The sequence below is a fragment of the Acidimicrobiales bacterium genome, from assembly GCA_040219515.1.
In the GTDB taxonomy this organism is placed as follows: Bacteria; Actinomycetota; Acidimicrobiia; order Acidimicrobiales; family Aldehydirespiratoraceae; genus JAJRXC01.
The window spans coordinates 19,968-45,257 of the sequence record JAVJSI010000001.1 but is presented as its reverse complement, the minus strand read 5'-3'; the positions used below and the strand labels follow the sequence as shown (position 1 = coordinate 45,257).

The 25,290-nt window shown below is 68.3% G+C and carries 22 protein-coding genes; 9 read left to right on the top strand and 13 right to left on the bottom strand.

The window, feature by feature from the left end:
* Window positions 1-12 precede the first annotated feature (12 nt).
* From aceA to RIB98_00190, 3 genes are all read right to left on the bottom strand, one after another.
* The gene (gene aceA, locus RIB98_00200; protein MEQ8839380.1) at window positions 13-2,259 is read right to left on the bottom strand and encodes an isocitrate lyase ICL2; all 2,247 of its coding nucleotides are present in this window, start codon (window positions 2,257-2,259) and stop codon (window positions 13-15) included.
* A 169-nt stretch (window positions 2,260-2,428) separates the two neighbouring features.
* Window positions 2,429-4,039, bottom strand: a complete 1,611-nt coding sequence (locus RIB98_00195) for an ABC transporter substrate-binding protein (GenBank protein MEQ8839379.1) — start codon at window positions 4,037-4,039, stop codon at window positions 2,429-2,431.
* Window positions 4,040-4,166: 127 nt separating this feature from the next.
* Window positions 4,167-5,090, bottom strand: coding sequence for a 2-oxoglutarate and iron-dependent oxygenase domain-containing protein (locus tag RIB98_00190; GenBank protein ID MEQ8839378.1), 924 nt, complete (start codon window positions 5,088-5,090; stop codon window positions 4,167-4,169).
* 119 nt (window positions 5,091-5,209) lie between these two features.
* On the opposite strand from RIB98_00190, the gene RIB98_00185 reads away from it, so the two are divergent.
* A complete protein-coding gene (locus RIB98_00185; protein MEQ8839377.1) occupies window positions 5,210-6,202 on the top strand; it encodes a hypothetical protein in 993 nt (330 codons plus the stop codon).
* Between the two features lie 40 nt (window positions 6,203-6,242).
* Window positions 6,243-7,892: an ABC-F family ATP-binding cassette domain-containing protein gene (locus RIB98_00180; protein ID MEQ8839376.1), complete on the top strand. Its 1,650-nt coding sequence runs from the start codon at window positions 6,243-6,245 to the stop codon at window positions 7,890-7,892.
* Here the strand turns inward: RIB98_00180 and RIB98_00175 are convergent.
* Genes RIB98_00175 through RIB98_00165 form a run of 3 tightly spaced genes read right to left on the bottom strand, consistent with a single transcriptional unit; the run spans window position 7,852 to window position 10,223 of the window.
* A complete protein-coding gene (locus tag RIB98_00175) occupies window positions 7,852-8,232 on the bottom strand; it encodes a nitroreductase/quinone reductase family protein (protein MEQ8839375.1) in 381 nt (126 codons plus the stop codon). The two genes, RIB98_00180 and RIB98_00175, sit on opposite strands and share 41 nt — an antisense overlap.
* Window positions 8,233-9,114: a crotonase/enoyl-CoA hydratase family protein gene (locus RIB98_00170; protein ID MEQ8839374.1), complete on the bottom strand. Its 882-nt coding sequence runs from the start codon at window positions 9,112-9,114 to the stop codon at window positions 8,233-8,235.
* A complete protein-coding gene (locus tag RIB98_00165; GenBank protein MEQ8839373.1) occupies window positions 9,111-10,223 on the bottom strand; it encodes a DUF1214 domain-containing protein in 1,113 nt (370 codons plus the stop codon). The genes RIB98_00170 and RIB98_00165 overlap by 4 nt, the downstream gene beginning before the upstream one ends.
* Window positions 10,224-10,260: 37 nt before the next feature.
* Here RIB98_00165 and RIB98_00160 point away from each other — a divergent pair, with 37 nt between their 5' ends.
* Both RIB98_00160 and RIB98_00155 read left to right on the top strand, forming a co-directional pair.
* The gene (locus tag RIB98_00160) at window positions 10,261-11,511 is read left to right on the top strand and encodes a serine hydrolase domain-containing protein (GenBank protein MEQ8839372.1); all 1,251 of its coding nucleotides are present in this window, start codon (window positions 10,261-10,263) and stop codon (window positions 11,509-11,511) included.
* Between the two features lie 21 nt (window positions 11,512-11,532).
* Window positions 11,533-12,264, top strand: a complete 732-nt coding sequence (locus tag RIB98_00155; GenBank protein MEQ8839371.1) for an alpha/beta hydrolase — start codon at window positions 11,533-11,535, stop codon at window positions 12,262-12,264.
* Between the two features lie 16 nt (window positions 12,265-12,280).
* Here the strand turns inward: RIB98_00155 and RIB98_00150 are convergent, their stop codons facing one another.
* Window positions 12,281-13,897 (bottom strand): AMP-binding protein, encoded by a 1,617-nt coding sequence (locus RIB98_00150; GenBank protein ID MEQ8839370.1) that lies wholly within the window; start codon window positions 13,895-13,897, stop codon window positions 12,281-12,283.
* A gap of 56 nt (window positions 13,898-13,953) precedes the next feature.
* Here RIB98_00150 and RIB98_00145 point away from each other — a divergent pair, with 56 nt between their 5' ends.
* A complete protein-coding gene (locus RIB98_00145; GenBank protein MEQ8839369.1) occupies window positions 13,954-14,976 on the top strand; it encodes a pirin family protein in 1,023 nt (340 codons plus the stop codon).
* On the opposite strand, the gene RIB98_00140 is transcribed toward RIB98_00145, so the two are convergent.
* Together RIB98_00140 and RIB98_00135 are read right to left on the bottom strand one after the other, a co-directional pair.
* Window positions 14,969-15,850, bottom strand: coding sequence for an alpha/beta hydrolase (locus tag RIB98_00140; protein MEQ8839368.1), 882 nt, complete (start codon window positions 15,848-15,850; stop codon window positions 14,969-14,971). The two genes, RIB98_00145 and RIB98_00140, sit on opposite strands and share 8 nt — an antisense overlap.
* Window positions 15,850-16,923: an acyltransferase gene (locus RIB98_00135; GenBank protein ID MEQ8839367.1), complete on the bottom strand. Its 1,074-nt coding sequence runs from the start codon at window positions 16,921-16,923 to the stop codon at window positions 15,850-15,852. The genes RIB98_00140 and RIB98_00135 overlap by 1 nt, the downstream gene beginning before the upstream one ends.
* Before the next feature lie 60 nt (window positions 16,924-16,983).
* Between RIB98_00135 and RIB98_00130 the strand changes: the two genes are divergently transcribed.
* Window positions 16,984-17,442, top strand: a complete 459-nt coding sequence (locus RIB98_00130) for an NUDIX domain-containing protein (GenBank protein MEQ8839366.1) — start codon at window positions 16,984-16,986, stop codon at window positions 17,440-17,442.
* Here the strand turns inward: RIB98_00130 and RIB98_00125 are convergent.
* Window positions 17,426-18,325, bottom strand: coding sequence for a GTP-binding protein (locus tag RIB98_00125; GenBank protein ID MEQ8839365.1), 900 nt, complete (start codon window positions 18,323-18,325; stop codon window positions 17,426-17,428). The genes RIB98_00130 and RIB98_00125 overlap by 17 nt on opposite strands.
* Window positions 18,325-19,266, bottom strand: a complete 942-nt coding sequence (locus tag RIB98_00120) for an SDR family NAD(P)-dependent oxidoreductase (GenBank protein MEQ8839364.1) — start codon at window positions 19,264-19,266, stop codon at window positions 18,325-18,327. Before RIB98_00120 ends, RIB98_00125 begins: the two co-directional genes overlap by 1 nt.
* 31 nt (window positions 19,267-19,297) lie before the next feature.
* Here RIB98_00120 and RIB98_00115 point away from each other — a divergent pair, with 31 nt between their 5' ends.
* Window positions 19,298-20,320: a hypothetical protein gene (locus RIB98_00115; protein ID MEQ8839363.1), complete on the top strand. Its 1,023-nt coding sequence runs from the start codon at window positions 19,298-19,300 to the stop codon at window positions 20,318-20,320.
* Between the two features lie 5 nt (window positions 20,321-20,325).
* Here the strand turns inward: RIB98_00115 and RIB98_00110 are convergent, their stop codons facing one another.
* A complete protein-coding gene (locus RIB98_00110; protein ID MEQ8839362.1) occupies window positions 20,326-20,721 on the bottom strand; it encodes a PilZ domain-containing protein in 396 nt (131 codons plus the stop codon).
* Window positions 20,722-20,843: 122 nt separating this feature from the next.
* Here RIB98_00110 and RIB98_00105 point away from each other — a divergent pair, with 122 nt between their 5' ends.
* The gene (locus RIB98_00105; protein ID MEQ8839361.1) at window positions 20,844-22,394 is read left to right on the top strand and encodes an AMP-binding protein; all 1,551 of its coding nucleotides are present in this window, start codon (window positions 20,844-20,846) and stop codon (window positions 22,392-22,394) included.
* On the top strand, window positions 22,391-23,476 hold the full coding sequence (gene nagA, locus RIB98_00100) for an N-acetylglucosamine-6-phosphate deacetylase (GenBank protein MEQ8839360.1): 1,086 nt from the start codon (window positions 22,391-22,393) through the stop codon (window positions 23,474-23,476). The genes RIB98_00105 and nagA overlap by 4 nt, the downstream gene beginning before the upstream one ends.
* Before the next feature lie 4 nt (window positions 23,477-23,480).
* Here nagA and RIB98_00095 read toward each other — a convergent pair whose 3' ends face one another.
* The gene (locus tag RIB98_00095; GenBank protein ID MEQ8839359.1) at window positions 23,481-25,283 is read right to left on the bottom strand and encodes a hypothetical protein; all 1,803 of its coding nucleotides are present in this window, start codon (window positions 25,281-25,283) and stop codon (window positions 23,481-23,483) included.
* Window positions 25,284-25,290 lie beyond the last annotated feature (7 nt).

Sequence of the window (25,290 nt, the reverse complement as noted above, 5' to 3'; positions counted from 1 at the left end):
CGAGTACCGCGATCAGACAGCGATGAACGACGACAGGGCGCTGCGGTCCTCGCCCAGCAGCGGGGCGACGTCGGCCTCGCTGACTTCGGCGACGATGATCTCGCCCACCTCGTCGGTGACGTTGCCGAAGATGCCGTTGTTCCGCATGCCCTCCGCCATCTTCTGGTTGTCGGTCGTCGGGCTGAGGAAGTGGATTGCGGCAATCCCGTAGCGATGGATCAGGAACAGGTGCATCAAGGTCATGAGCCGCTTGCGGCGCATTTCCTGGCGATGGTTGTTCTGATCCCTCACGAGCAGGATGGGTCGGTTCCGACGGTCGTGGATCACGGAGAACACCACGTTGGCGTAGGTCTCGTCGGGGCCGTTGACCTGGAGTTCGAGGATCTCCGAGCCGGGAGTGTGGGGGCGCAACTGCACGGACAACGCGGCGTCGACGCCGTGGGCCTCGGCCCACTCGGCGAGCCAGTCCTCCAGTAGCCGGGGCGGCACCTCGGTCTGCACCAGATGCTGGAACTGTGTCGAACCCTTGCCCATGGCCTTGGTGGTGGCGGTACGACCCGAGGAGCCCATGAGGGCGGCGTCGAGCCGAGGCCCGCCGACGAGGGTCTGGGGGGTCGCGTAGGGCGACTCCACGAGGCGGAACTTTCGCTGGAGTCGAGCCAGCGCCAACATGCCGTCCTCCTGGAGTGAGGCGGAGAACTCCTCGCTCGCCAGACCGTCGATCTGATGGCCGCCATAGGTGATGAAGTTGAAGACGAACCCGAGCTTGCCGATCTCGGCCGGGAACTCCCGCATCTCGTCGTCGCTCATACCGGTGGTGTCCCAGTTGAACGACGGGGACAGGTTGTACGCCATCATCTTGTCGGGATAGACGGCTTTCAGGGCGTCGGCGAAGATCCTGGCGTCTTCGAGGTCGGCGGTCTTGGTTTCCATCCAGATGATGTCGCAGAACGGTGCCACCGCGATCGACTTCGCGATGGCGTACGGGATGCCACCGCGGATCTGGTAGTAGCCCTCGGGCGTCTTGGCCAGACGGGCGTCCCAGTGGACATCGAGGCCCATCTCGTCGGCCTTGCCCTGCGCAACATGCCACGAGGCCCGCTCGGAGAAGGCGTCCCATTCCTCCGGTGTCATCGAGAGCTCCACGCCCTCCTCGGCCCGGAACGCCATCGCATCGGCCACGGCCTCGCGGTAGGTCATCAGACCGGCGGCGTTCTGCCAGACGTCGATGAAGACGTTGCTGACCGCGTCGAGCGCCTGCTCGGCGGTGGCCGAGCCGTCGGCCACGGTGGCTGCCGCCTCGCTGATGTGGGCGGTGAGGCCCGTCGACTCCAGCCAGGCCATCGCGCCGGCTTTCTGGTCGTCGGGGATGCTGTAGAGAAGGTGACCGTTGAGGTCGGAGACGCCGGCGTTGTCGAGGCTCTCCAGAATCGCGAGGAAGGCGTTCTTGTAGCTCGGAACGTTGAGCTTGGTGGCGCCGAGGATGAACGCCTGGTCGCGCTCGTCGCCGGAGCCGTCGAGGAGCGTCGCCGCCTCGGCGTCGGTGCGAGCAACGATGATGCCGCCGACCTTCATGATGTCGAGCTGGAACCGTGCGGCATTGAGGCGCTTGATCTGCTCGTCGACCGGCACGAGCACCTTGCCGCCCTGATGACCACACTTCTTGACACCCGGCTTCTGGTCCTCGATGTGGTAGCCGGGAACCCCGACCTCCACGAAGCGGCGCACGAGATTGCGCACGTGGCCGTCGCCGCCGTGGCCGGTGTCGGCATCGGCGATGATGAAGGGCAAGAAGTCGACCTCGGGGGTGCGCTCGCGCTGCTCCTCGCTCATTCGGCTGCGGGCGAACCGCTGGTTCTTGTCGGCCGCGAGCAGCGCCCGGACGATGGGGGCTGCCTCGTCGGGCACCGCGCTCAGCGGGTAGCTGGCGAGGTCGGCGCCCGGATCCTCCGACATCGACCCCTTGGCGGAGGTGGCCCAGCCGCCCAGGTAGATCCCCTCGATACCGGACCGTTTCATGGCAACGGCCTGACCCGGCGAGTACGGGCCGTAGGTGGTGATGCTCTTTCCCTGCGAACGAAGTTCGCGCAGCCGGGAGTGGAACCGCTCGGCGGCGACCCGGGCCACGGTGTAGTCCTGTTCGATGGTTCCCCGCTGCTCCACGACCTGACGGGCGGTGAAGAGCCGAGTTGTCTCAGAGAAGCGTTCCGACGCGAACCAGGCGTCGGTGGCCTCGACTTCCGAATCGAGATCTGCCATGTTTCTTGCCTCTTCTCGCTGGGCGGCGTTCGCGAGATGCAACGTAGGCCAATCCGGCGTGGTTGTCGCCTCTGGTCGATGCCCCGCCGTATCTCCTACCGTCGGTTCTTGCTCCGGCCGGTTGACAGCGGTCCCGGCACCATCCCCGGCTTCGACACGGCCGTTTCGATCAACGCGGGGAGGGCCGCCAGTCGCCGCGTCCGGTGAGGCAGATCGGGTCGCCCGAGCTGCGAGTGAACGGGAACGTCAGGTCGCAGGGGAACACCCAGTCGAGCGTCTGGATGACGTCGGACGACTGGGTCTTGCCCGGAACGATCGACGCCGGGTTCATCGCGTTGTTGTCGATGGGTCCGAGGCTCGCGATCGACGCCTGGATGTCGGCGATGGTCGGGTTGTCCCCGGCGGCGTAGATGGCCCGGGCCATGATGCGCACGATGCCGCACACACTGCCGACCATCCCGAAGGCGGAGTCGCCCGGATCGTCCCAGGCGTGCGACGCACCGCTCGGGCTGTTCTCGGAGTAGACCCGATTGCATTCCGCGGCGAACGGATTGGGCTCGTAGTCGGGTGTCCGCTCCACGCCGGTGTCACGGAAGTCGACCACGATGGCCCCGTTGTAGAGGTTGCCGGCCTCGGGGTTGTTGGCGATCTGACCGGAGACGAGCTCGGCCGCCTGGCTGTTGAAGTCGCTGGCGTAGAACTGGACGTCGCCGGGCTGGAAGCCGCGGCTGACCATCTCGTTGAGATAGCCGGGGGCGGTCAGGATGTTCATGACGTTGAAGAACACGTCGACGTCGGCGTCGACCATGTTCTGCACCGACTCGGGCACCCCGCCCGAGCACACGGTGCCGCCCGCACAGTCGAGTTCGTCGATGACGATCTCGAACCCGGCGTCGAGCAGCGGTTGGACCAGACCCTGCTCGACCGCCTCGTACTGGCCGGGTGTGTTGGGTGCGGCCACGCCGAGCGAGTGGCCCTCGAGAACACCCGAGTCCACGAGGTCCGCCACCAGGAAGCGCAGGCTCTCCTCGAGTGTCGGCGAGAGCGAGATCAATCGGTCCTCGCCGCGCGCCATGAACTCCTCGGTCTGGCCCTGGGTCGAGATGAACGCGGTCTGCTGTTCCTCGACGATGCAGAGGTTGGCCGAGCCCTGGAAGCCGGTGCTGTTCATGATGATCGTGGCGTTGAAGTCCTCGGTCATCGCCAGACACGCCTGGTTCCGGCTCGCCTCGACGGCATCACCGAGCAGGTCGGCCTCGGCGTAGCCGAGGTTGATCTGGCGGCCTCGGATGCCGCCGCACTCGGTGTTGATGTAGTCGACGAAGACCTCGAACATCTCCTTGGGGTCACCGACCGGTACGCCGAAGCCGATGTCGACGGCGTCCTCGAGGCGACTGCGAATGTGGCCGACACGGATCTCGTCGGCGGTGATGCCGGGATCGGTGTCGACCCGGTCCTCGGCCGCGTCGTGCGGCAGACACAAGGCGTCGTACGGGGCGAAGGGATCGCCGGCGCGGTCGTAGCTCTCCTGGAACTCGGCGAAGATGCCGCCGCGGGGATCGTCGTAGATCACGGGCTCGCCGGCCGGGTCCTCGTCGGGCTCCGGCTCCGGATTGGTGGTGTCCTCGGGCTCGGGGTCGGGGTCGGTGGTGTCGTCGGGCTCGGTGGTCTCGGTCTCGGGGTCGGCACCGTCCTCGGCATCCGACTCGCCGCCACACGCCGTGGCCAACAGGCTCAACGACAACGCGATCGCGAACCAACGGAAGAGAAGACGACTCACGGTGACCCCCCAGGTGACCTATTTGCCCGAACGATAACAGAGATGCCTCGCAGGGATAGTGCGTGTGGGTGCTGATGGTCATCGCGCCCTCGGGTCTACCTTCGCAACGTCGGCTTCCTCGGCACGGTCAGGAGATGCTCGCGAGGAAGCGCTGCTCGATGTAGTCGCCGGCGGTGATCGGGCCGTAGCGCGCAGGATCCGCGGCGGAGATGCAGGTGGGCAGCACTTCGATCACGGCGTCCTCGTCAAGGTCGAAGAAGCAGGCGATCGAGTGGCGATCGACGCCGGGCACACCGAGCACTCGGTGCTCGGTGGAGACATACCGATCGTTGGTCCACCGGGACAGGAGGTCACCGACGTTGATGACGAACGCGCCCGGCGTGGGTGGGACGTCGACCCACGAGCCGTCCTTGGCCTTCACCTGAAGGCTGCCCGAGGCGTCCTGGGCGAGGACGGTGACCGCACCCCAGTCGGTGTGGGCGCCGGTACCGAACTCGTTCTCGGCCGCGTCGTCGGGACGGGGAGGGTAGTGGTGGATGCGCAGGGTGCAGATCGGCTGTTGGTGGAACTCGGCGAAGTGGTGCTCGTCGAGGTCGAGCGACAGGGCCATTGCGCCGAGAATGCGTTCGCAGAGTCGCATCGCCTCGTTGTGGTAGCGCTCGATCGGTGCCCGGAAGCTGGGGAGGTCAGGCCACTGGTTGGCGCCGTGCATGCGGCTCGATCCGGCAAACCGTTCGGGGCTGAACGCCCAGGCTTCCTTCAGGTCGGGAGCAGCATCGGCGCCGAGGCGCTGGCTCCCGGGCGGGTCGTAGCCCCGGTCAGGATGCTGATCGTCCCAGGCGGACTTCATCTTCTCGTCGAAGGAAAGGTCGAAGACCTGCCGCGTGGCGGCGAAGGCCGCGTCGATCACCTCGTCGGGGACGCCGTGCCCGGTGACCGACAGGAACCCGATCGTGCGACACGCCTCGCCGATCTCGGCGGCGACGGAGGAGCGGACTCGCGGATCGTCGGAGGTGAGGCCGGCGACGTCGATGACGGGGACGTGGCTCATGACCGCCATTCTGTCGGAACGGCACGTGAGCGCGAGGCGCGGCCCGCAGCAATTGGTGGCGCGAGGGACGGTCGGCTATCCATGGCGCGAAGAGAAGCCGTGAGGAACGAGCCAGTGCCATGACGATGACCGTTGCCCGCCCCGCCGGTTGCCTGCCGCCGGTCGCCATCAGCCAGGTGGTCGACGACGCAGATCACGTCCGCACGATGGCCGAACGCAACGGCCCGTACTTCATGCCCGGCCGCTACCTGGTCGGCGGCGTCCCGGCCGAGGCGGCATCCGACGGCACCATCCTGAAGCACGGCGACGTGCCGCCGGGCATCATCGGCCCGGTGTGGCGCGGCGACTGGGCCACCCACGGCCGGCCCCATATCGAGGGCGCCGACGAGCTGCTGCACTCCGCCGTGTTCATCGAGGCGGCACGGCAGCTCTTCGATGCCGAGATCGTGGTCCCCGAGCAGTTGTTCGTGAACCTGACCGGGCCGCGGGCGGGCGACGGGTTCAGCCACACCGACATCCCCGAGTTCGTCGGCATCGACCGGTCGAACGCGCCGGGCTGGTTCCTGACCGCCATGGGCGTCTCCGGCCAGTTCGAGGACGTCCGCAAGAACATCGCCACCGCGGTGTGCTGGTTCCATCGCGGCGACCGCGGCTACTTCCGCTACTGGCCCGATGGGCGCGACGCGCCGAGCGTGCGCCATGAGGACATGTGGAACACCGGCGTGATGGGCGACAACGACTTCATGCACCATCAGGTCGAGCGGGTCGGTGAACCCGACGCTGCCCCGGTCGAGGGGCTGTCGATCGACTCGCTGCTGGACTTCGACGACCGTGGCTGGGTCGTCACCGACGAGGGCGTCGAGCTGCAACGGCTCGAGGACCGCAACGTGCGTCTCTCGTTGTCGTGGAAAGCCAAGGTCTACGCCGATGGCGCGACGGCGGACGCCGCCCAGTCGGGCGTGGGCGCCATCGACCTGGCCGAGGCGCTCGACCGGTTCGCCGCAGTGGTCGACGAGCCGCTGGCGGCAACAGGGGAGGACGCGCTCGCATCGCCGGCCCTGCGCGACCAGCTGAGTTCGCGATTCACCACATACCGCACCGATCGCACGTAATTTCCTCCGCCCCGGCTCGCCCGGGCGACAGACTGGCGTCGTGAGTTCCTTCGCGCTGGTCGCCGACCGGGTGTCGTTCAGTCGGAGAGACCAGCCGGTGCTCCGCGACATCGACCTGTCGATCGGCCCGCGCACGCGTCTGTGTGTGGCCGGTCCGAACGGCGTGGGAAAGACCACGCTGCTCCACCTGCTCGCTGGGGAACTGGCGCCCGAGGCCGGAGAGGTTCGCCGCCAACCCGACGGGCTGAAGGTGCGACTCGTCCGCCAGGAGCCTGAACGCTCCTCGACGGTCGTCGTTCGCGACGAGCTCGCCCGCATGTGCGGGATCGCCGGGCTCCAGGAGGAGTTCGACGAGGCCACCGCCGAGCTGGCCGCCGGCGCGGAGGGTGCTGCGGATCGCTACGACCGCGCGCTCGGCGACTGGCTCGAGGCCGACGTCGCCGGTTTCGACGCGCGCGTGGACGAGGCCGCCGCCGAGCTCGGTCTCGCGCCGAGTGCGCTGGACCTGCCCACCGCACATCTCTCGGGTGGGCAGGTGAGCCGTGTGGGGCTGGCCGCATTGCTGCTGACCAGCGCCGATGTGACACTCCTCGACGAACCGACCAACAATCTCGACACCAACGGACTGGCGGTGCTCGATGGTTGGATCGAGCGCAATCCCGGCGGGCTGGTGGTCGTCTCCCACGATCGTGGGTTCCTCGAACGCCATGCCCGCAGCGTGTTGGAGCTCGACGAGCATGCCCGCAGCGGGACGCTGTTCGAGGGCGGTTGGCAGGCGTACCTCGACGAGCGAGCCACCGCCGCCGCTCACGAACAGGACCGCTACGCGACCTATGTCAACCAGCGGGACCGGCTGCGTCAGCGCGCCCAGCAGCAACGGGAGTGGGTCGATCGTGGGGCCAGTCGCGCCCGGAAGCGTCCCGCCGACGGGGACAAGATCCGGCGCAGCGCCCAGATCGCGCAGACCGAGAAGCTGGCGGGCAAGGCCCGGGCCACCGAACAGGCCATCGACCGCCTCGAAACGGTCGACAAGCCGTGGGAAGGGTGGGACCTCCGCTTCACGGTGAACGAGGCGCCGCGCAGTGCCACGGTGGTGGCGACGTTCGACGGTCTCGTGATCCGCCGCGGGACATTCGTGCTCGGGCCGCTCGACGACGAGATCCGCTACGGCGAACGCGTCGGGCTCGCCGGCCCCAACGGGTCGGGCAAGAGTTCACTCATCGACGTGCTGCTGGGCCGACGGTCGGCGGCGGACGGTTCGTGCCGGCTCGGACCGAACGTCGTCGTCGGTGAACTCGGGCAGCGGCGCGACGAGTTCTCCCGGGGCGATCGGAGCGTGCTCGACGTGATCACCGGCTCCACGTCGTTGCTCGATCAGGACGCCCGGTCGGTGATGGCGAAGTTCGGCCTCGACCACGACGCGATGCAGCGACCGGCCGAGTCGTTGTCGCCCGGCGAACGCACGCGGGCCACGCTGGCGATGTTCCAGGCGCAGGGTGTCAATCTCCTGGTCCTCGACGAGCCCACGAACCATCTCGACCTCCCTGCCATCGAACAACTCGAATCCGCCCTCGAGCACTACGGCGGAACCCTGCTGCTCGTGTCGCACGACGAGCGGTTGCTCGAGAACGTGGCGCTCGATCGCACCATCACGCTCCCGGACCCTGCTCGCCCGGACCCTGCTGGCTGAGCGTCACGACGTTGAGCGGTCCTCGCCGGACCGTGGCCGTGGCGTCGTGGCGGCGGCCGCCGTACCAGACGGCGGCTCGGTCGTCGGCCTCGAGGTTCTTGACCCACTGGGAGTTGCCCCGCACGGTCGAGACGAGCACACGACCGCCCAGCCGGAAGCCGAGCACCGGTACCTCGCGGGGCTTGCCGCTCACCCGGCCCGTACTCTCGAGCACCACCGCACCGAGCCCGATCGGCAGCGGTGAGCCCAGACCGGCCTTGACGAGCGGCTTCACGACCCGGTTCAGTCGTCGGAAGATCGCCTGTTGGGGGTTCTCGGGCATGCCCAAGTCAACCAGCATTCAGCGGAATTCGGGCTCGTCCCACCACGGGAACCACTCGGGCATGTCCGACGATGGCGACAGCCGATAGTTCGGTTCGCGCTTCTCGAGGAACGATTCGACGCCCTCGCGGGCGTCGGCGGTGCCGCCCATGTACTGCACGCCCCGGCTGTCCAGCTTGTGCGCCTCCATCGGGTGATCGGCGCCCAACAGGCGCCACATCATGTGGCGGGTGAGCGTCACCGACACCGCGCTGGTGTTGGCGGCGATCTTCTCGGCGAGCGCTCGCGCCGTCGGCATCAGCTCGTCGGCCGGAACCACGGACCGCACGAGGCCGCCGTCGAGCGCCTCGGCCGCGTCGAACACCTCGCCCGTGTAGCACCACTCGGTGGCCCGGCTGATGCCGACAACCCGGGGCAGGAACCACGATGAGCACGCCTCGGGGACGATGCCCCGGCGGGCGAAGACGAACCCGAAGCGGGCATCCACGCTGGCGATACGGATGTCCATCGGCAGGGTCGAGGTGACGCCCACGCCCACCGCTGCACCATTGATGGCGGCGATCGTGGGTTTCAGGCAGTCGTAGATCCGCAGGCTCACGAGGCCACCGACGTCGCGATGGACGCGGTCGGACGCGGGCGAATCCGCGTCGGCGAGGTCGTGGCTGCCGCTGTCGAAGGTCCCGCCGCCGCCGCTGAGGTCGGCGCCGGCGCAGTACGCCCGCCCCGCGCCGGTGAAGACGATGGCCCGCACCCCGTCGTCGGCATCGGCGCGATCGAGCGCGTCGATGAGTTCGGCTCCCATGGTCGTGGTGAACGCGTTGAGGCGATCGGGCCGGTTCAGCGTGATCGTCAGGACACGGTTCTCGACCTCGTAGAGAAGCGTCTCGTAGTCGGGGCTCATCGCAGCGACTCGAACGGCACGACCGCACACGTCGGCGCGATGTCGGTGACGATCTGGTTGTAGCGCAGCCCCATGGTGCCGTGCCGGTGGTGGGCGGTGTCCATCCAGTTGCCGACGCCGGGATCGGTGTCGGCCACGATGATGCGACAGGTGCCGTCGTCCTCGTAGGTGGCCGTGTGCTTGTTGGTGGTGACCTGAAGGTACCGGTAGTCGAGTGACTCCTCCCAGATGTTGTTCAGCTGGAAGTTCCAGTAGTACGCGTCGATCTTCGGCACGGTGACGACCAGGGCCTCGCCGGGTTCCAGGGTCCAGTAGCCGTGACGGAAGAGCTGGTTGGGGTCGCCCCAGCCGCCGGCCTGGTCCTCGTCGGGCAGGAACTCGAGCGTGTTCGGACGGGGCAGGAAGTAGTCGTTGAGCCAGGTCAGAAACCGTTGCGCCACGCCGTGCACGAAGAGGCCACTCATCGCCAGACCCCCGGCGAGGTCGGCGGGGGAGAAGGGCTCCGGGAGGGGAGTGGTCGGGTCCAGACACTCGATCGAAAGGTCGGCCGGGCGTTCGGTCGTGCGGTCCAGGTAGAACTGGCGGAGGATGAGAATCGTCGTCAGCTCGGACATCTCCAGCCAGCGCTGACCCTTGGCCAACTCCGGCTCCTCGACACTCGCGATGATGTCGATCGTCCCCGTCGGGTCGGGGTCGTTGTCGGTGACCAGCCCCTGGTTCTTCGCCTGCGCGGCGCCCACGCCGTAGCCGCCCGAGTAGGCACCGATGCTGAGGTAGTTGACGGTGCCGCGCGTGCCGGTGATGCGATACCGGTGGCGGGGGCTGATCTCGACCCGCTGATAGAACGCGTCGGGGTTGTCGCAGCCGATCTTCAGCATGTGGGGGAGAGGGTTGACGGCGGGGAAGGAGGTGTTCGACGCCTCGATGAACGAATCGAGGCCACCCCTGGTGAGGCGGCTGAGATAGCGGAATCCCTCGACCCGGTCGAGATCGTCGGACGAGTTGTCGACGATCATCTGCCCTGCCGCCTTCAGCGAGTCGCAGAAGTCGGCCCAGGCCCGGCCCGAGACCGCGGCCTCTCGTTGTTCCTCTGGTGTCGGTCGTGGCATTGCCGTCTCCCTGATCTGGACGGCTAGCGTCGCGCAGATGTACGGCTCCGGAAAAAAGCGCCTCGAGATCGTCGGCCTCGTCCTCGTGCTGTCGCTGCTCGCCATCGCGTGCGGCGACGACGACGGTGATGATGCCGCCCCCGCCGATGACGAGTCGACGACGACCGAGTCACCGACGACGACCGAGTCACCGACAACCCCCACGACGCCCACCACCACGGCTCCCACGACCACGGCGGCGCCGACGTCGACGGTCGTCGAGCGGGACTTCTCGGCGATCTCCCCGATCGTCGAGGCATTCGTCGCCGAACACGGGCTCAACGGCGCCGGCCTCGTCGTCGTCGATCGCGACGATGGTGTCGTGCACGAGGACTACTGGGGCGAGTTCGATGCCGACCGCATCTCTCTCATTGCATCGTCGTCCAAGATGATCACCGCCGGGGTGCTCCTCCATCTCGCCGACGAGGGCCTCCTCGACATCGATGCGCCGGTGGCGGATGCCGTCGAATGGGGTGACGGCAACCCGGACATCACCCCGGCCCAACTCGTCTCGAACAGCTCCGGGCTGGTCGGGCTCGGGCCCGACTTCGGGTATGCGCCCTACCTCTGTCAGTTCTCGCCCAACGGCACCCTCCAGGAATGCGGCGAATCGATCTTCACCACCACCGCCGACGATGCCGACGTGATCGCGCCCGACACCGAGTTCCGCTACGGCGGTGCGCAGTGGCAGGTGGCCGGGGCGGTCGCCGAAGCGGTCTCCGGCACTTCGTGGGCCGAGCTGATCGACGAGATCTACGTCGAGCCGTGCGGGCTCGAGACGCTGGGCTACAACAACCACTTCGCCCAGATCGGGTCGGCGGGTCTGACGTATCCGAGCGAGTTCGACGCCGATCCGTCGACGCTCGCCGCCGTCGACAATCCGAACATGGAGGGCGGGGCCTACAGCACCCCCGGCGACTACGCGAAGTTGCTCCTGATGCATCTTCGCGACGGCATGTGCGGCGACACACAGGTGCTGAGTCCCGAGGCCCTCGACCGGCTCCACTCGGACCGAGTGGCTGCCGTCTACGAGGGCGAGGCAGCCGAGGCCAACCCGGGCTACGGCATGGGCTGGTGGGTCGACCGGGAGAGCGGTGTCATCAGCGACGCCGGAGCCTACGGGTCATTCCCATGGCTCGACCTCGACAACGGGTTCGGCGCCTATCTGGTGATCGAGGAGAACTCCGCGCTCGGTGGGCAGTTGGCGGCCCTCCTCCAGGATCCGGTCGAGGCCGCCGTCCTCGGCTGACCCGGCTGGTACGGTCGCCCCATGTCGACCGTCTTCGTCCATGGCGTACCCGAGACCCCGGTGATCTGGGACCCGCTGATCGATGCACTGGGCGTCGACGACCCCATCTGCCTGCGGCTGCCGGGATTCGGAAGCGCACTGTCGGCCGGCTTCGAACCGACCATGGACGGCTACGCGACCTGGCTCCACGAGGAGTTGGCGGCGATCGACGGTTCGATCGATCTCGTCACCCACGACTGGGGGGCGTTGCTCGCCACCCGCGTGAACGCCCAGCACCCCGCGCTCGTGCGGTCGTGGGTGACCGACATGGGCAACCTGGATGACGACTTCGAGTGGCACGACACGGCTCGCACGTGGCAGACGCCGGGTGACGGCGAGGCATTCATGGACGGCATCACCGCCCTCTCCGACGACGAGCGCGCCGAGTTGCTCGCCGGGCTGGGAATCGAGTCGGTGACCGCGGCCGAACTCAGTCCGGAGGTCGACGCGACGATGGGCGCCGCGATCCTGTCGCTCTACCGATCGGCCACCCGGATCGGTGTCGAGTGGGGCCCGGGAATCGACGACATCGTCGTGCCCACGCTGGCGATCCAGGCCGGCCTCGATCCGTTCAGGTCACCCGGCGCAGCCGCGGCGTTCGCCGCCCGCACCGGCGCGATCGACGCCACGCTGGCCGAGGCCGGACACTGGTGGATGACCACCCATGCCGACGAGGCCGCCGCCGCGATCCGCGAGTTCTGGGCGTCGCTCTAGGCCACGCGCATGATGGTCAGTCGGCCGCGTCGATCGCGTACTGGCGGGCCGTGGTGTAGTCGGCCTTCCCGTTCGGTGCCCGGGGCACCTGATCGACGAACACGACCGTCTTCGGTGCCTTGTAGCGGGCGAGTTCGGTCTTCACCGACTCGATGATCGTCGTGGCGTCCACCGTGCTGCCCGCCGACCGGCTCGCCACCGCGGTGACGGCCTGGCCGAACCGCTCGTCGTCGATCCCGACGACGAGGCAGTCGAGTACGCCCTCGACCCGCTTGACCGCTTCCTCGACCTCTTCGGGGAAGATCTTCTCGCCCCCGGAGTTGATCACCTGGCTTCCCCGGCCGAGCAGGATGAGTGACCCGTCGGCCGCCACCATCGCGAGGTCGCCGGGGAACGAGTAGCGCTGGCCGTCGATGACGCGGAACGTCTTCGCCGACTTCTCTTGGTCCTTGTAGTAGCCGAGCGGCACGTTGCCGCCGGCGGCGACCATGCCGACCTCGCCCGAACCGGGTTCGACGAGTCGGCCGTCGTCGGTGAACACCTTGGTGGTCGGTGCCTGCGTGAAGCTGCCCGTCTCGGTCTCCACGCCCTTCATGGTGATCTGGGTGCCCATCGAGCCCTCGGTGGAGCCCATGACGTCGATCAGCATGGCCTGCTCGATGCGCTCGAGCAGCTGCTGCTTCACCTCCGAGGTCCACATCACACCGGACGACTGGATGATGGCGAGCGACGAGAGGTCGTAGCGGCCGCCATCGGGTCGCCCCTCGTCGATCGCGACGATGAGCGGCTTGGCGAAGCTGTCGCCCACGATCGTGACCGAACTCACCCGGTGACGCTCGATCGCCTCGAGCACCTCGTGGGCGTCGAGGCTGCGGTTGGTGAGCGTGATCACGTGGGACCCGATCAGGTGCGGGATGAAGCACCCGAGCCACAGGCCGGTGCCGTGCATGAGGGGCGCACACGGCAATGACACCATGGAGCCGTCGGTGCCGACGGCTGCGTCCACCACGTCCTCGGCGCCCGACGGCGGGGCCAGACCGAGGATCGGGAACGCCGAGTTGCTGAGCCCGGCGGTCAGGCCGCCCATGGCGTACATGACGCCCTTGGGCATTCCGGTGGTGCCGCCGGTGTAGAGCATGTAGGTGTCCTCCTCGGCCCGCTCGATGCGCGGCATCGGCTCATGGTTGGCGATCACCTCCTCGTAACGCCGGGCGGTGGCGACCTGACCGGCGCCGCCGTCGTCGACCTCGATCACGAGCTTCAGATCGGGCAGGCGATCGATGACGCTGGCAACCCGATCGCCGAGCGACGAGTGGAACACGAGCGCCTCGGCGTCGGAGTTGTCGAGCAGGTAGCGCAACTCCGCGTCGATGTAGCGATAGTTGATGTTGATCGGGACGCCCCGCATCTTCATCGCCGCGAACTGCGCCTCCATGTACTCGTTCGAGTTGTACATGAAGAGTCCGACCTTGGCATCGGGCCCCAGTCCGGCCGCGTCATAGGCGGCGGCGATTCGGGCCGCGCGGTCCTCGTACTCCGCCCAGCTGCGGGTGACCGCGCCGTGTGTGATCGCGGGCCGATCGCCGACCCGATCCGCGATCGATTCCCAGATGGTCGCGAAGTGCATTTCCATGGCTGCGGAGTATACGCACGGCCCATCCGCCGGCTGAGGGGCCGTAGGCTGAGCGGGTGACCGATGCCGTGATCGAAACGTTTCCCCTCGGCGCCCAGTGGCCGACGATCGACCCGTTCCTCTTCGTCGCCCACCACCACGACATGTACCCGTCGGGCAACGGCGAACTCGGGCCCGATGCATCGCTCGGCGGTCGCGCCATCGGCCAGGACTTCTCCGGCCTCGATGGCTGGAGCATGTACCACGGCAGCCAGGTACCGGGTTTCCCGCAACACCCGCATCGGGGGTTCGAGACCATCACCTATGTGCGTCAGGGGCTCATCGACCACGCAGACTCGCTGGGGGCGACGGCCCGCTTCGGGCGGGGCGACACCCAGTGGATGACGGCCGGCGCCGGTGTCCAGCATGCCGAGATGTTTCCGCTGACCCGCACCGATCAGCCCAACCCGCTCGAGCTGTTCCAGATCTGGCTCAACCTTCCTGCGGCCGACAAGATGGTCGAGCCCTACTTCACGATGTTGTGGAGCGAGGGCACTCCTCGTCACGTGGTCGCGGACGATCACGGTCGCACCACTGAGGTGACGATCATCGCCGGCCGTCTGGGCGACGAGGCCGGACCGCCACCGCCCCCCGACTCCTGGGCATCGAAGGAGGTGGCCGACGTGGCCATCTGGCACCTGTCGCTGGAGCCCGACGCACACTGGACGTTGCCGGCGGCCGTCGGCGACGACACGCAGCGCGTCCTCTACGCGTTCGAGGGATCGTCGATCACGATCGATGATCTCGACCCGTTGCCCGCCGGCACCGGGGCCCACATCCACGCCGATCGTGATCTCGCGCTCACCGCGGGTGCCGGCGGCATCGACTGCATGATCCTGCAGGGTCGCCCGATCGCCGAACCGGTGGCCCGCTACGGCCCGTTCGTGATGAACACCGAGGACGAGATCCGCGAGGCCTACGCCGACTACCAGGCCACCCGGTTCGGCGGTTGGCCGTGGCCGTCACCGGCCCCCGATCACGGCGCCGACGCCGATCGATTCGCCATCCACGCCGACGGCCGACGAGAAGACGTCAGCTGAGCAATCGCTCGTCGAAGAACTCGGCGATGCCGCCCTCCTCGAGGAGTGGTGAGTGACCGCCCTCGTCGACGACGACGACCTGAGCCGGCGAGCCGGCGGCCTCCAGGTGCGCCTGGAGCCGGTGGGCCTGGTCGACATCGACGATGTGGTCGTTCGCTGCGTGGACCACGAGGAGATCGGCCGGGCCGGGGTCGAGGCGGGCGGGGCTCGCCGCCGAGGCACGGGCCTCGCACGTCGCCGGCGACGAGGTGCAGCCGAGGAGGTCCTGTACCGCGACGACGACGTCGGGTCCCCGGTTGCCGTCGAAGAACGGCACCGCGGGATCGAGCAGCGCGACGAAGTCGGTGGGTGCCCCGGCGATGGCGATGGCGGCGACGCGGAGGTCGGCATCGACACCACCCGCGTGACCGACCATCGCGGCGAGGTGGCCTCCGGCCGAGAAGCCGTAGATCCCCATACGGTCGACGTCGAGGTCCCACTCGGTTTGACCGGTTCGGATTCGCCGTACCGCCGCGATCGCGTCGTCGACGGAGTCGTTCACGGTGTCCGGATCGTCGGCATAGCGATAGTTCACCGAGACGACGGCGTAGCCCCGTTCGGTCCAATCCCAGACCGGCATCGACGCCGCCTTGTCACCGTGCACCCATCCGCCGGGATGGAACCAGATGACGGTGGGATGGGGCCCCGCGCCCTCCGGGACGTAGACATCGAAGCGGTTGCGGTCGTGCGGGCCGTAGGCGACGTCGGCGAACCGCGTGGCGCCGACCTCGGCGGGGGTGAGGGCGACCGGCGTCGGATCGCGCATCCACCACAGCGTGCCGATCGCCGTGATCAACAGCGCGACGAGCACACCGATCCTGATCGGGCGGGTCATCACGCCCAGCGGTGCTTCAGCCGCAGCGCGGGTCGCTCGATCAGCCAGTGCGAGATGACGACCGCGATGGCGGTGCCCACGATGATGCGGATCCGGCCGTCGAGGTCGGGCGCGATCGCCGCGGTGATGCGGAACATCGGAATGTGCCAGAGATAGATGGCGTACGACGACCGGCCGATCTGGCGCATCGGGGCCCAGGTGAGCGGTGTGGGCCGGGCGTCGGCCACTGCGCCGACGATGACTGCGGCCGACACGGCGGCGATCGGCGCGTAGCCGAGGCCGGCGTGAAGCGGGCCGAACCGATCGGGGATGAACGAGATCGCGAGGATGCCGCCCACACCGATCATGGTGAGTTGGCGGCCGAGGTCCTGACCGACGCGAGCGATCAGATCGACCGACGCCCCCAACCAGGCGCCGAAGAACAGGAGCACGGCGCCGTGGGAGTGGGTGGCGAAGTAGATGTCGAAGCCGGAGGCGCCGTTCCAGTGGCGCCAGGTGGTGACGAGGGCCAGCACGACGGCGAGCGTTCCCGCCACCCATCGGACCGTCCGCAGGCCCCGACGAAGCAGGAGGACCGCGATCACCGGCCACACCACGTAGAACTGCTCCTCGACGCTGAGGGACCACAGGTGCTTGAACGGCCCGCTGTGGCTTCCGGTCACGACGTCGTGCCAGTTGGCGACGTACGACACCGCCCACAGGCTCCGTTCGGTGAGGTCGCGTTCGAGGATCGGCATCTCGAGCAGTGCCGCCGCGAGCCAGACTCCGGCGACGAGTCCGAAGAGCGCGGGAAGCAGGCGCAGGCCCCGCCGGATGTAGAAGTTCTTCATCGACACGCCACCGCGGCGGTGGTGTTCGTCGATCAGCAGCCGGGTGATGAGGAACCCGCTGAGGGTGAAGAACACGTCCACGCCGACGAAGCCGCCGTAGAAGCTGAACCAGCCGCCGTGGTAGAAGACGACCACGATGACGGCGATGGCGCGGATGCCGTCGAGGCCGGGGACGAAGCCCATCGGCACCCACTGGTCGCCGGGCGTGCGCGGCGCGCTCTGACGGCGAGTGGTGGACGTCACCCTTGTCGTATCGGCACGTCCCGCCTCGCATTCAGTCCTGCGTGAGATGCTGGAATGGTGATGAGCATCGGACTTCTGCTGTATCGCGAGTTCGATGGCGGGCTCCGGGTGCTGCTCGCCCACCTGGGCGGGCCGTTCTGGGCGTCGAAGGATGCACACGCTTGGACCGTGCCGAAGGGGCTCGAGGAGACACTCGATTCGGACCTCCTGGCCGTTGCCGAACGCGAGTTCGCCGAGGAGATGGGCCGCCCGGCACCGCCCGGTCCGACGATCGATCTCGGGATCGTGAAGGCCGGCCGCAAGACCAATCGCATCTACGCACGAGCGGCCGACTTCGACGCGTCGCAGATCCTCAGCAACACCTTCACGCTCGAGTGGCCACCACGGTCCGGGAAGGTCGAGGAGTTCCCCGAGGTCGACCGGGCCGAGTGGTTCCCGCTCGACATCGCGCGGACGAAGCTGGTCAAGGGGATGCTGCCGTTCCTCGAACGGCTGGAAGCAGCTATCGGCGAGGGGTGATCACCACGAGGTCGGTCGGTGGTTGCCGTTCGGCATCGGGAAGCACGGTCACGAGTCGGCGGCGGCCGACGACCTGGGCGAGGAGGCGGGTGCCGTCGGGCGTGACGGCGATGCCCTTGGCCCGCAGCGTCGAGGCCGGAAGGGACTCGATCATCGTCTCGAAATCGGCACGCTCGATGGGTTGGGGCACAGGTTGGGTGTGCACGTCGTGGGCATCGAACAGTTCGGGTGGGGGAGTGTCGGCCACACCCCCGGGGCGACGGGTGCCGAGGTCGAGGAACGACGCGGTGGCGACGGCATCGGCGGCGTCGAGGATCGGTACCGCCGGCGCGAGTTCGGCCAACGCCGTCTCGGTCGCACGGCGATCGTCGGCCGATGCGAGGTCGAGCTTCGACAGCACGAAGAGATCGGCGGCTTCGATCTGTCGGCGCACCGACGGCCCGGTGGCCGGGTCCTCGAGCCGTTCGACGAACTGCTCGCTGTCGACGAGAACGACCACACCGTCGAGCCGGAAGCCGTCGCTGCCGGCCCACGGGGCCACCCGGTCCGGGTCGGCGACACCGCTCAGCTCGAGGATGACGTGATCGGGTGGCTCCGGGCGCGCCCGCAGGTCATCGAAGGCGGCGGCCAGGCCGCCGGCGAGGCTGCAGCAGACGCAACCGTCGGTGAGTTCGATGGTGTCGCCGTGGCGCTTCCGGACCAGCGACGCGTCGATGTTGACCGCGCCGACGTCGTTGACGAGCACCGCGATGGGGCGGTCGGTCTTCGCGAGCACGGCGTTGATCACGGTCGTCTTGCCCGCGCCCAGGTAGCCCCCCAGGAGGGTGACCGGCACCCGGCGACCGTCCCACGGCGCGACGGTGTCTGTGTAGGGGTCGTCCATCAACCCGAGGCGGCCAGCGCGGCACGCACGTCGACGTCCACGCCCGTCTCCTCGGCCGCGGCGCGCCACAGTGCCTTCACTGCGTCGTCGCTGCCGGGACGGACGAGCGGCTTGCGCACGGGAGGCCCGCTGGTCACGAAGAGCGGACCGTAGAAGCCGCCGCCCGGCGCGTCGGGGTCGGTGGCGGCCCGCAGCTGGCTGAGTGCTCCCCGGTCCGTCGACATGCCCGTGAACTTCACCAGACTCTCGGACATCGCGCCCATCAGGCCGGCGCCGCCATGGGCCTGTGTGGTGGTCTGGAGGTCGGAGTTCGTCAGACCGGGATGGGCTGACAGCGCCGATGCCGCCACCCCGGCCTGGTCGAACTGGGCCTGGAGCCCGACGGCCAGGTGCCGCATGGCGAGCTTGGTCTGGCCGTACATCCGCCATTCGTCGAACTTCTCGCGCATGTGGGGGTCGTCGGGGTCGACGGCTCGGCCCATGTGCTGCGCAGCACTCGACAGCGTCACGACCCGAGCCCCGGGCGTGGCGACGACCAACGGAAGCAGGTGTGCGAGCAGGGCCCAGTGACCGAGGACGTTGATGCCCATCTGCGTGTCGAAGCCGTCGTCGGTGGTCCCCTGCGGCAGCGCCATCACGCCGGCGTTGCACATGAGGATGTCGAGTCGGTCGTGGGCGGCCGTGATCTGGTCGGCCGCGGCGGCGACCGAGGCCAGCGACCCGAGGTCGAGTTCGACGATCTCCAGCGAGGCGTCGGGGTGGAGGAACAGGATCTCGGCGTGGGCCTTTGCCGCCTTGGCCTGGTCTCGAGCGGCCATGACGACGTGCGCGCCCTTGCCGGCGAGCGCCATGGCCGACGCGAGGCCGAGTCCGCCGTTGGCGCCGGTGATCACTGCGACCCTGCCGGTTTGATCGGGGATGTCGTTGACGTTCCAGCTCATGGGACCACGCTAGGGCTCTAGGCTCCTTCTCATGACCGAGACGCGTCGCAGGTACTCGAGCGAGGAATTGCTCACCGACCACGACTACGCCGCTCCGCACACAGTGCTGGGGCAGCGGCTGCACGGCGGGATGTTGGCCGACGGCACGTACCAACCGCCGAGGGCGCTGGTGCGCGAGCCGGCCCTGGCGGCATGGGAGACGGCCCTGAGGGACCGCGGCGGCGAGCCGTTCGGCGCGTCGGCGGCGCTGCTCGAGGGGCTACGAGTCCCGACTGCGGCCCAACAGTCGGTGTTGCTGCGCAACGGACTCGGACTCTCCTTCTGGAACTCCCTCACGATCATCGGGAAGATCGAGGCCCGGGGCCGCTTGCTGGCCGAGATGGAGTTTCCCGACCTTCAGGACTACATCGTCGACGACATCTCGGAGATGGCGATCGGTCACCTCAACCGTGGACTGCTCCTCGCCCACGGCCTCGACGAAGGCGGCCTGCCCGAGCAGGGGATCGGCGGCCACGACGCGATGTGGTTCGCGGCCCGGGATCTGGCCTTCGGACCCGATGCCTTTCCGGATGTGGACCCGCCCGAGAACATCGGTCGCGAGGATGCCGGCGTCCGTCACGTTCCCGAGATCGCAGCCCCCGTCGAGGGCATGGTCTCGTTCCTCGCCAACCTGCTGATCATCGAGTTCCGAGCCGAGCTCGGCTTCGCCGACTCCCAGGAGATCCTTCGGACCCCCGACCTCTTCGTCGACCGGCGTGAGGACGCAGAGCTCGCCGCCGAGATCGTCGAACGCATCCGAACCGACGAATCGATCCACGTCCGCTCGCTCAACCTCTACCTGGGTGAGATGCGGTCGGTGTCGTTCTCGACGCTCGACGGCGGCACGGTCTCGGGGGCAGAGCTCATCGACCGATTCTGGGGTGGTCTCGTGCAGTGGGCGACCGTCGATCAACCGGCGCTCGTCGCCGAGGAGTCACGCCGGATGCTGCTCGAGCGCATCGCCGCGCACGCTGAACCGGGTCGGGTGCTGGCCGAGTTCGACGCCGCTGCCTGAACGCTTCAGTTGGGGCGTTGCCAGGCCCGGCGCAGCTCGGCCGAGTGGCCTCGGATCTCGCCGACGGCGTCGCAGAGGCAGTCGACGAAGGCCGGGTCGGGAACAAACCGCACGCCGTAGAGAAGGGTGTTGTCCTCGCCCTCGCGGCAGTGGCGAACGACAGCCGTGCCCTCGTGGCCGCGAAACCGCACCGTGATGCGGTCGCCGACGGCGTGTTCGTGCGTGCTCTCGACTTGGACGAGCGCGCCCTCGAGCGAGATGTCGCGGATCGTGGCCGGCGCGCTGACCTCTTCCTTCTTCCAGAGGTTGCGGTTCATCCGCACGTCCCAGGTGAGGTCGAGGTTGATGACCGATTCGTGGCGGGGGAGGAGCCGATCGATCTGGTTGGCGCTTGTTACCATAGCCCGCCACGGTATTGCCGGCCGTGGCGATCAGTAAGGGTCGAACGGCCCATCGTGGTCGTGGCGCCGGCCGAAAACAGCTCCTGCGCTACGATGCGCGGCGCCGAGTGAAAGGTCGCCGAATGCCCATCATCCACACGAGTCCGTTGCCCGATGTCGAGATTCCGGTGATACCGATCACCGAGTTCGTCCTTCGCAAGACCGCGTCGCATCCCGATGCCGTCGCCATCACCGACGGCGGCTCGTCGTCCTACACCTTCGACGCGCTGCGCGAGGCCATCCATCGCATGGCGGGCGGACTCCAGGCCCGCGGATTCGGCCCCGGCTCCGTGCTCGGGATCATGGCGCCCAACGTGCCCGAATACGCCGTCGCGTTCCACGCCGTGGCGGTCGCCGGCGGCACGATCACCACGATCAACCCCACCTATGGTGCCGAGGAGGTCCGTTTTCAACTCCAGGACGCGGGTGCGACCTTGCTGCTGACCGTGCCGATGTTCGTCGACGTGGCTCGCACCGCGATGGAGGGCACCGAGGTCACCGACCTCTACGTGATGGGTGAGGCCGAAGGCGCCACCCCGATGGCAACGCTGATCGGCGAGGCGATCGAGCAGGTGGAGGTCGATCCGATGACCGACGTCGTCGTCCTGCCCTACTCGTCGGGCACCACCGGGTTGCCCAAGGGCGTCATGCTCACCCACTACAACCTGGTCGCCAACATCGCACAGATGGAGCACGTGCTCGAGTACGGGGAAGGCGAGGCCGGGCTGGCTGCGTTGCCGTTCTTCCACATCTACGGGATGCAGGTCCTGATGAACGGGCTCATCGCCAACGGCGTCCGTGTGGTCACCATGCCTCGGTTCGACATGGCCGACGCGCTGGCCCTGGTGCAGTCCGAGAAGATCACTCGCTTCTTCGCGGTGCCCCCGATGGTGCTCGGCCTGGCCAAGCTGCCCGACGTCGACAACTACGACCTCTCGTCCCTCAAGCAGGTTTTCTCGGGGGCGGCTCCCCTGGGTGCCGAACTCGCGCAGGAGGCGGCGGCGCGTATCGGTTGTGAGGTCGTGCAGGGCTACGGCATGACCGAGCTCAGCCCTGTCTCCCATGCCTCGGTCGAGGGCAAGGCCCGCCCGGGCACCAGTGGCGTTGCGATCTCCAACGTCGAGTGTCGGATCGTCGACCCCGTGTCGGGCGAGGACCAGCCGGCGAACGAGCGCGGCGAGCTCTGGGTCCGCGGACCGATGGTGATGGCGGGCTACCTCAACAACGCCGAGGCGACGGCGGCGACGATCGACGCCGACGGTTGGCTCCACACCGGCGATGTCGCCATCATCGACGACGACGGCAACTATTCGATCGTCGATCGCATCAAGGAACTCATCAAGTACAACGGCTTCCAGGTGCCGCCGGCCGAGCTCGAAGGGCTGCTGATCACCCACCCGGCCATCGCCGACGTCGCGGTGATCGGCGTGCCCGACGACGCGGCCGGCGAGCTGCCCAAGGCGTTCGTCACCCTCGCCCCGGGCGCCTCGCTCACCCTCGACGAGGTACAGGAGTTCGTCGGCGAACACTTCGTGAGCTACAAGCAGATCCGCCTGCTCGAGACGATCGACACGATCCCGAAGAGCGCGTCGGGCAAGATCCTGCGCCGCGAGCTTCGCGACCGGGAGAACTGATCGACGTCGTCGGCGCTCGGCGCCTGGTCACTCCCGACGGGATCCGCGAGGACTCGGCGGTCCACATCGAGGGCGGGCGCATCGTGGCGGTCGAACCCTGCCGGGGCGCGCCCGACGTGGCGCTGCTTTCGCCCGGGTTCATCGACCTCCAGGTCAACGGCCACGACGACGTCGACGTGGCGACCGCCGATGCGACGGGATGGGCGCGACTGCGCCGGCTCGTGCGCGGGCAGGGGGTCACCTCGTGGCTGCCGACCCTGATCTCGGCGCCGCCGTCGGTGCTGGCCCGGCGCCTGGTCGACGGAGCGTGGACGACCGAATCCGGTGACGGCCCCGACACGCTCGGGCTCCACCTCGAAGGTCCCTACCTCGGCGAAGCGCTCGGCGCCCACCCCGACCTCCGCCATGAACCGATCGACACGGCCTGGCTCGCCGAACTGCCCTCGTGGGTGCGGCTGATGACGATCGGCCCGGAGCGTGCCGGCGCCCCTGAGGCGATCGCCCGGCTGACCGCTCGGGGCATCGTCTGCTCTCTCGGCCACACGACCGCCGACGCGGCCCGGACCGAGGCCGCGGTAGAGGCAGGTGCATCGCTGTTCACCCATGCTTTCAACGCATCGGGCCGGCTGCATCACCGCGAGCCGGGTGCGCTGGGCGTCGCGCTCAGCGACGACCGGCTGTGTGTCTCGCTGATCGCCGACGGCATCCACGTCGACCCTCGGGTCCTGCGGATTGCGTGGCGGGCGAAGGGACCGAGCCGAGTCGTCCTGGTGACCGACGCGACCGCGTGGCGGGCCGGACGCCTCGCCGACGCGGGAGTCGAACTGGTCGACGGCGCGCCCCGGTTGCCCGACGGCACCCTTGCCGGCAGTGCACTGCGGATGGACGAGGCCGTGCGCTACTGCGTCGGGGTCGTCGGTGTCGATCTGTTCGATGCGCTGGCGGCAGCCTCGGCCAACCCGGCCCGCGTGCTCGGTCTCGACGACCGGGGGTCGATCACCCCCGGCCGTCGCGCTGATCTCGTCGCGTTGACCGATGACCTCCAGGTCGAGCGGACCTGGGTGGCCGGCGTGGCCGGATGAGGGGTCAGCCGGCGGGGCTCGGATAGTCGGGCGGATCCTCCGAGGCCGGTCGCGTCACGTACCGATCGACGGCTCCTTCCGGGACGAACACGTTCGGATCGGTGTCGGGCCACGCTCCCGGCAGGTACCGGGTGCCGCCGTCGACGTACTGGTAGATGCCGGGGCCCTCCCGGTCGAGTTCGTCGACGCCCACGGTTTCGGGATCCCACCACACCTCCGAGACGTCGTCGATGCCGTTGAGGTCGGGGAGGATCTCGTCGGGCCAGAGCCCCTTGTCGCTGCCGAACGAGATCGACGGTGCGGTGATCGCCCCCCGCCGCGTCGGCGGCGCGTTCAGCATCGCGTCGGCGAAGTTCTCGTGGGTGAGGTCGGGCCCGACGCCTTGCAGCAGGGCGTACGTGAGCGACGCCTGCCACTGGATCCCGATCGTGTCCCCGGCGGGCGGCGCTTCTCCGTGGAACCAGTCGTAGAGGAAGTAGTTGCCACCCACCTCGCGGGCGATGGGCACCGACGTGTTGCTCATGCCGAATGCGTGGGCCCATTGCTCCTGGTCGTAGGTGCGGCCGAACACCGACGTGTCGACCAGTGCCGTACCCGACAGGATCCACTCTGGGAAGTACTCCTGCTCGGTCGCGGCCAGTGTGAAGTCGCGCGGTGCGATCGGGTCACCGGCGAACACGATGCTCGTGACTCCGGCGCTCTTCAGCGAGGCGATGATGGTCGTGGCCTGCTCCTGGAGCGTCAACGGGTCGAGCTCGTAGGGGATCAGCGGATCGAGAGTGACGCCATAGTCATCGGCCAGCGCGTCGCGGAAGTCCTCGGCCACCTGGGTCGACGCGTCGCTGGTCTCGAGGTAGAGATAGCCGAACGTCCGCTCCTGCTCGGTGAAGTCCCCACTGTGGATCGCGTTGCGCCCGGCCAGTCGCTTGCCGATGTACTCGGCCAGCAGGATCCGACTCTGCTCGGGTGACTTCGTGACGACGTGGAGGTAGGGGTAGTTGTCCTGTGCCGATGCCCCGCCGTTGCAGTTGCACATGATCCCGTTGGCGGCGAGCGTTTCGCCGAACACCTCGACCTGGAGGGTGGGGGCGCTCCACACCATGAACGGCTGGAGATCACGAGCGATGGTCTCGGCGTCGGCGATGGCCGCGACCTCGTCGTCGCTGGTGCCGGTCGCCTTGTACTGGACCAGTTCGACCGTACGGCCGTAGGTCTCGAAGTACGCGCCGTAGAACTCGGCGAGTCCGACATGGGTCTCGAAGACCTGATCCGGTGTGTCGTCGTTGCTGATCGGTCCGGTGATGTAGTCGAGTACGGGATCGACCTCGGCCGCGGAGTAGACGACGATCGTGATCGTGTCGGCGGTGACGCCGGTCTCGGTGGCGCCGCCGTTGTCACCGGTCCACGGGACCACGCACTCACCGGCGAAGAAGTCGGGATAGGCGTAGGTGCCGAGATCGGTGTCGCACTTCTCGCCCCAGTCGAAGTCGCCGGTCACGCCGGCGGCGTCGGCCTCGGTCCAGTACACCCGGCCGTCGGCCATGACGTCATCGGCGGAATCCTCGCCCGTGTCGCTCGAGGTGGTGGTCCCGTCGTCGGGATCGGTGGTGGTGTCGGTGTCCGGATCGGTGTCGGTCGTCGGTTCCGAGGTGGTCGTGTCGAGGTCGGTCCGGGCGTCGTCGCCGTCGTCGTCACCACCCGAGGCGACGACCACGACGACCACGATGAGAACGATCGCGACGATGGCGCCGAGTGGCCCCCACCGCCGGAGCTGTCGGCTGAGATCGGCTGGTTCACCGTCGGTCATGTCATTC

Bases quoted from the DNA above. Each gene is read 5' to 3' on its own strand.
- RIB98_00165 (MEQ8839373.1), bottom strand. From the start codon at position 10,223: ATGCCACGACCGACACCAGAGGAACAACGAGAGGCCGCGGTCTCGGGC.
- aceA (MEQ8839380.1), bottom strand. From the start codon at position 2,259: ATGGCAGATCTCGATTCGGAAGTCGAGGCCACCGACGCCTGGTTCGCG.
- RIB98_00105 (MEQ8839361.1), top strand. From the start codon at position 20,844: ATGCCCATCATCCACACGAGTCCGTTGCCCGATGTCGAGATTCCGGTG.
- RIB98_00190 (MEQ8839378.1), bottom strand. From the start codon at position 5,090: ATGAGCCACGTCCCCGTCATCGACGTCGCCGGCCTCACCTCCGACGAT.
- RIB98_00155 (MEQ8839371.1), top strand. From the start codon at position 11,533: ATGTCGACCGTCTTCGTCCATGGCGTACCCGAGACCCCGGTGATCTGG.
- RIB98_00130 (MEQ8839366.1), top strand. From the start codon at position 16,984: ATGAGCATCGGACTTCTGCTGTATCGCGAGTTCGATGGCGGGCTCCGG.
- RIB98_00115 (MEQ8839363.1), top strand. From the start codon at position 19,298: ATGACCGAGACGCGTCGCAGGTACTCGAGCGAGGAATTGCTCACCGAC.
- RIB98_00120 (MEQ8839364.1), bottom strand. From the start codon at position 19,266: ATGAGCTGGAACGTCAACGACATCCCCGATCAAACCGGCAGGGTCGCA.
- RIB98_00175 (MEQ8839375.1), bottom strand. From the start codon at position 8,232: ATGCTGGTTGACTTGGGCATGCCCGAGAACCCCCAACAGGCGATCTTC.
- RIB98_00185 (MEQ8839377.1), top strand. From the start codon at position 5,210: ATGACGATGACCGTTGCCCGCCCCGCCGGTTGCCTGCCGCCGGTCGCC.
- RIB98_00160 (MEQ8839372.1), top strand. From the start codon at position 10,261: ATGTACGGCTCCGGAAAAAAGCGCCTCGAGATCGTCGGCCTCGTCCTC.
- RIB98_00095 (MEQ8839359.1), bottom strand. From the start codon at position 25,283: ATGACCGACGGTGAACCAGCCGATCTCAGCCGACAGCTCCGGCGGTGG.
- RIB98_00140 (MEQ8839368.1), bottom strand. From the start codon at position 15,850: ATGACCCGCCCGATCAGGATCGGTGTGCTCGTCGCGCTGTTGATCACG.
- RIB98_00170 (MEQ8839374.1), bottom strand. From the start codon at position 9,114: ATGAGCCCCGACTACGAGACGCTTCTCTACGAGGTCGAGAACCGTGTC.
- RIB98_00150 (MEQ8839370.1), bottom strand. From the start codon at position 13,897: ATGGAAATGCACTTCGCGACCATCTGGGAATCGATCGCGGATCGGGTC.
- RIB98_00125 (MEQ8839365.1), bottom strand. From the start codon at position 18,325: ATGGACGACCCCTACACAGACACCGTCGCGCCGTGGGACGGTCGCCGG.
- RIB98_00110 (MEQ8839362.1), bottom strand. From the start codon at position 20,721: ATGGTAACAAGCGCCAACCAGATCGATCGGCTCCTCCCCCGCCACGAA.